This is a genomic window from Thomasclavelia sp., assembly GCF_017889095.1.
In the GTDB taxonomy this organism is placed as follows: Bacteria; Bacillota_I; Bacilli_A; order Erysipelotrichales; family Coprobacillaceae; genus Thomasclavelia.
The window spans coordinates 1-5,234 of sequence record NZ_JAGHEW010000064.1 but is presented as its reverse complement, the minus strand read 5'-3'; the positions used below and the strand labels follow the sequence as shown (position 1 = coordinate 5,234).

General features: G+C 30.8%; 6 protein-coding genes. All 6 read right to left on the bottom strand.

Annotated features, from left to right (window positions below; translation table 11 throughout):
* A partial coding sequence (gene deoC / locus J7M77_RS02845) for a deoxyribose-phosphate aldolase (protein ID WP_296875761.1) occupies positions 1–428 on the bottom strand: 428 nt, incomplete at its 3' end.
* Positions 412–1,875, bottom strand: a complete 1,464-nt coding sequence (locus tag J7M77_RS02840; protein ID WP_296875759.1) for a UDP-N-acetylmuramoyl-L-alanyl-D-glutamate--2,6-diaminopimelate ligase — start codon at positions 1,873–1,875, stop codon at positions 412–414. The genes deoC and J7M77_RS02840, both read right to left, overlap by 17 nt.
* Complete coding sequence (gene mtaB, locus J7M77_RS02835) at positions 1,872–3,161, bottom strand: tRNA (N(6)-L-threonylcarbamoyladenosine(37)-C(2))-methylthiotransferase MtaB (RefSeq protein WP_296875757.1); 1,290 nt, start codon at positions 3,159–3,161, stop codon at positions 1,872–1,874. Before mtaB ends, J7M77_RS02840 begins: the two co-directional genes overlap by 4 nt.
* Entirely contained in the window at positions 3,158–3,931 is a 774-nt protein-coding gene (locus tag J7M77_RS02830) for a hypothetical protein (RefSeq protein ID WP_296875755.1), read from the bottom strand. Before J7M77_RS02830 ends, mtaB begins: the two co-directional genes overlap by 4 nt.
* The gene (locus tag J7M77_RS02825) at positions 3,928–4,668 is read right to left on the bottom strand and encodes a 16S rRNA (uracil(1498)-N(3))-methyltransferase (protein WP_296875753.1); all 741 of its coding nucleotides are present in this window, start codon (positions 4,666–4,668) and stop codon (positions 3,928–3,930) included. The genes J7M77_RS02830 and J7M77_RS02825 overlap by 4 nt, the downstream gene beginning before the upstream one ends.
* Before the next feature lie 108 nt (positions 4,669–4,776).
* The coding region (locus tag J7M77_RS02820) for a YhjD/YihY/BrkB family envelope integrity protein (RefSeq protein WP_296875751.1) at positions 4,777–5,234 on the bottom strand (458 nt) is incomplete at its 5' end.

Here is a 5,234-nt window from a genome sequence, read left to right as displayed (position 1 = left end):
GGTTTACATGCTGTAATGATTTCTTCATCGTTTAACAAACATGTTTCAATAATAACTTTAACCGTTTTTCCTTGAGCCGCTTTTACTACTGCCTGGATATCATTAAAAACTAAATCCTGATTGCCATCTTTTAAAGCACCAATATTAATGACCATATCAACTTCATCAGCACCATTTTTAATTGCTTCACTAGTTTCAAACGCTTTAGTAGCACTAGTCGAAGCTCCTAGAGGAAAACCAATTACAGTACATACTTTAACATCACTATCTTGAAGCTGACTTGCACAATAAGCTACATGGCATGGATTAACACAAACAGAAGCAAACTGATATTCAATTGCTTCATCAATTATTTTTTGAACCATCGCTTTAGTAGCATCAGGTTTTAAAATTGTATGATCGATCATTTGATTATAATTCTTCATCATCACCATCTCCATAAATTCTTTTTATCGCTTCTTTAATAATTTCCTTATCTCCAGGATAATCTACCTGTCCAACATCTAAAGAAATAAATTTTTCATGTCCTTTTCCTAAAATTAAGACAATATCATCTTTACAAGCCAATTGTAAGGCTTGTTCAATCGCTACTTGTCTTGATTCAATGATAACACTGCTAATATCTATAATTTCTTCCTGAATTGCTTTACAAATCACTTCATTATCTTCACCACGATCATCCAAACGAGTTAAAATCACATGATCAAGATACTTATTAGCTAACTTCCCTAATTCTTTTCGTAATTTATAATTACGTTTACCAGGCGCTCCTAAAACAGCAATTAAACGACCATGATTGGGGCGAACACTATCAACATATTTAAAAACTGCCTGATAATTAGCAATGTGCTGGCAATAATCCACAATCACATGAAAGTTTTGTCCCGTTTCAATTAATTCCATCCGTCCTTCAATCGCTTTAACATTTTCAATAGCATCAATGATCATCATATCATCACAGCCCATCGCGATTAAAACACAAACTAAAGCTAAAACATTATAAACATTAAATAAAGCTAAAACAGGCGAACTAACGTGGAAAGTATTTCCTTTAAACGTAATATCAAATTCACTATGATCCAAAAATAATTCAATATTACTAGCCATAACATCACTATCATTATTGATTCCATAAGTTAGAATACGCCCTTGAGTACTGTTTTTAATTTGCACAAAATTAGAATCATCACTATTTAAAATTGCCCAGCCACTTGGCTTGATTTTTTCAAATAGTTTTTGTTTAGCTAAAACATATTGTTGTCTAGTTCCATGGAAATCTAAATGTTCACTGCCAATATTGGTCATTACAGCAATACTAAAATCGATCCCATCAACTCTTCCTAGTGCTAAACCATGACTTGATGCTTCCATGGCAACAACTTTAACTTTGCCTCTTTGCATTTCAAATAGTTTTCGCTGTAAAAATAATGATTCTGGTGTTGTATAAGGGCAATCTTCAATTCGCCCGTTATATTCCAAAGAAATCGTTCCAATATAACCGGTACTGCAATATTTAGACATGGCATCTTTGATCATTGAAGCAACAACTGTTTTACCACTTGTTCCCGTTACCCCAATGATCTTCATTTTCGAACTAGGATAATCATAAAACACATTAGAAACCCGATTTAATTCTACCAAGGTATCATCAACCTTAAAATAATGGATATTATCATGATAATAATCAAGCTCTTTACAGTGGACAATAACTTTAGCACCTTGAAAGATAGCATCTTCTACATAACGATGACCATCGACACTTAATCCTTCAATGCAAAAGAAAATCGAATATGGTTTTACATAACGCGAATCGCTATGGATTGAATAGATTTTCATGTCAATATCGCAGTCAAATAATTCCTTTAAATATTTCATGGGATCATTTCCCCTTCTAAGATATCATCAAATTTAGTAATTTTAACATTAACAATTTCACCAATTAAATTTTGATCAGTTTTTACTTTTACTTGTAAATAGTCACTGGCATGCCCAATCAAATAATCACCATTTTGTTTTTCAAATAATACTTTTAAAGTTTTACCAATTTGTTGTACAGCAAAATCTTTATTTAATTGTTTTGACAGCTCCAGTAATTTTTCTACCCGCTGATGTTTTACTTGATCGTTTATTTGATCTTTCATTTTGGCTGCCGGAGTATTTTTTCTTGGTGAATATGGAAAAACATGTAACTGTGAAAAATTAACTGTTTTAATAAAATCATAAGTCGCTGCAAATTCTTCTTCACTTTCACCAGGAAAACCGACAATTACATCAGTAGTAAAAGCAATATTAGGTAAATATTCACGAATTTTATTAATTTTTTCAAGATACTTAGCCGTTGTATATTTGCGATTCATTCTTTTTAATGTAGCATCACAGCCTGATTGTAATGGTACATGTAGATGATCGACAATTATTTCATTAGAACCGATTAAATCAATGATTTCATCACTAATCTGGCTCGTTTCAATCGAAGAAATCCGTAATCGTTTTAAACCCGGAATCTTTACTAGATCAACTAAAAGATCATAAAAAGTATAATTTTCAAGGTCTTCACCATAACCAGCAGTATGAATTCCCGTTAAAACAATTTCAACATACCCATTAGCAACCAGCCGTTTAGCTTGATCAATCACGCTTTCAGGTTTTCTTGAGCGTACCCGACCACGAGCATAAGGAATGATACAATAAGTACAAAAATTATTGCAGCCATCCTGGATTTTTAAAAAGGCCCGTGTATGCTTAAAGCGATCAATATTAAGATCTTCAAATTTACTAACATTTTTTAAACTGTTTACTTTTACAATTGGCTGTTTTGTTTGTTGATACTGATCAACTAAATCAACTATTTCTTTACGATGCTGAGTTCCTAAAACAACCCCAATTCCTTCAATATCCACAATTTCTTGAGGGGCAATTTGACTATAGCAGCCAACAGCACAAACGGTGGCCTGAGGATTTTTTCTTATTGCCTTACGGATCATCTGTCTTGATTTACTGTCACCGGTATTAGTTACCGTGCAAGTATTAATTACATAGACATCGGCAACATCTTTAAAATCAACTTCCTGATACCCAGCTTCTTTAAATATTTTTAACATGGCATTAGATTCATAACTATTAACTTTACAACCTAATGTATGGAATGCTACTGTTTTCATTTACTCACCTTTTTTTTCATTTTTTTATATGTTTTATCACCAATAAAACCATTGGTAAAGAGATATTCAACGATTTGCTTTTCATCATCACAGTTTGCTAGTAAAGCAAGTCCTTCTTTAATCAATTCCAAATCCGGATATTCTTTAGTATATTTATCAATTAAAGGAATTTCATCAATAACGATTCCGTTATGATCAAATTGAAATACCGTTTTAAAATCACTATGATAAAAATAATAATATTCATCATCCTGACCAATTAATTGTAATGATGAAAAATGCGAATTATAAATTTGTAAACCATATAAATCAAACATATTTTTGATTGTACGAGGATATTCCTCAATATAAATTTGATGCTGTTTTAAAGTAATTAATTGATAATCAAAAGCATAATATTTATTGATAAACGGTTCTAAAAACGGAATATAGATCACTTCATGACTATTTAGATCTTGAAACGATGGCAAACTGGCAATCGTTTTCTTTAAATCTAAATTAAACATATTCTGTCTTTCCTTATAAGTCACATATTCAAAAATATCATAATTCATTGCAGCAAACTGATTATAACACTCATCAATTACATCTTTATTTCTAATTCCATTTAAGATAACTTCATAAGCAAATAAATCCTGAGGATTTTTTACTTTATAACTAAAGCCCTGATCAATAATTTCTTTACTGCCCGCTTCAACAAACTGATACAACCCTGTTTTGTTTAATTTTATTTCATAACGATTTTTCTCTAATATTTTTAATATTTTCATCGTTCAATCTCCCTGCTATATCCAATCACACTTAAAAAATATAATGGTGCGGTTTCACTGCGTAAAATTCTTTTGCCTAAAGAACAAGCTTTGATATTTAATGTTTCCATCATTTCAATTTCAGAGGCTTCAAAACCGCCCTCACAACCAACAATAATCGTTATTTTAGCACCACTAGTAAGCTTATTCAAGGTTTCTTTTAAGACCATATCTTCACCTTGTTTAGCCAACTCTTCGTAAGCAACTAAATTATAATCACCTAAATAATTTTCAAGCTGATTTAAATTAATGACATTTGTAATTTCAGGGATAATATTACGACGGGACTGTTCACTAGCTTCTTTTAAGATTTTTTGATAACGCGTCATCTTTTTGGCAAATCTCACTGGATCACTTTTAACAACACAACGTTTGGTAAGTAACGGTACAATCCTATTTACTCCTAATTCCGTGGCTTTTTGTAACACTAATTCAAATTTATCACCTTTAGGAAGAGCATAAACTAACGTCACTTCAACATCTAATTCATTATCTTCATCAAGTTTTTCAATCATCCTGATCCTTCCATTAGTAATATCTTCAATCTGTCCTTTAAAAACCTGCCCTTGTTTATCAAGACAAATAATTTGATCACCATTATTTTTCCGCATCACATTACGAAGATGATGAAGATCATCTGGATTTAAATTAATTATCATTTCTTGTTTAATTATTTCATCAATAAAATATCGTTGCATCACTAAACCTCCGTTTTCCATTCTACCATGAACCGTTAATTATTAAAAACATTCTAACTTATTTTTTTTCTCTTGTATACAAAAAGACGAGTTTTCTCATCAATAAAATCATTTAATAAATTTTCGTTTTAACCAGTTTATGATTCGTTCAATCAAACGATTACCAGCTTCATAATAATTAAAATGCTTAAAAATTATCTCAGGATAAGATTTACCATATTCATGATTTAAACAATACCCAAAATAAATCACATTAGAAATCAAATATATCGAAATCAATAGAATCATTAAACTAGCTAAAGGACCATATAAGGCATAATAACGGGTATAATTATCAACGATATAAAAGAAAAACATACCAATTAAAACAATTCCCACACTAGTAAAGATCGCTCCAATAACCCCATAAGATGGTGGCCTTTTTTCAAATGATAAAAAGCGATAAAAGAAATAAAAAACAATAAACAAACCACCTAAAATAACTATTGATGTATAATTAGGAATTATATAACTTAAAAACGTTAAGCCTACAATTTCCATTACTAAAACGATAAACAACACAACTG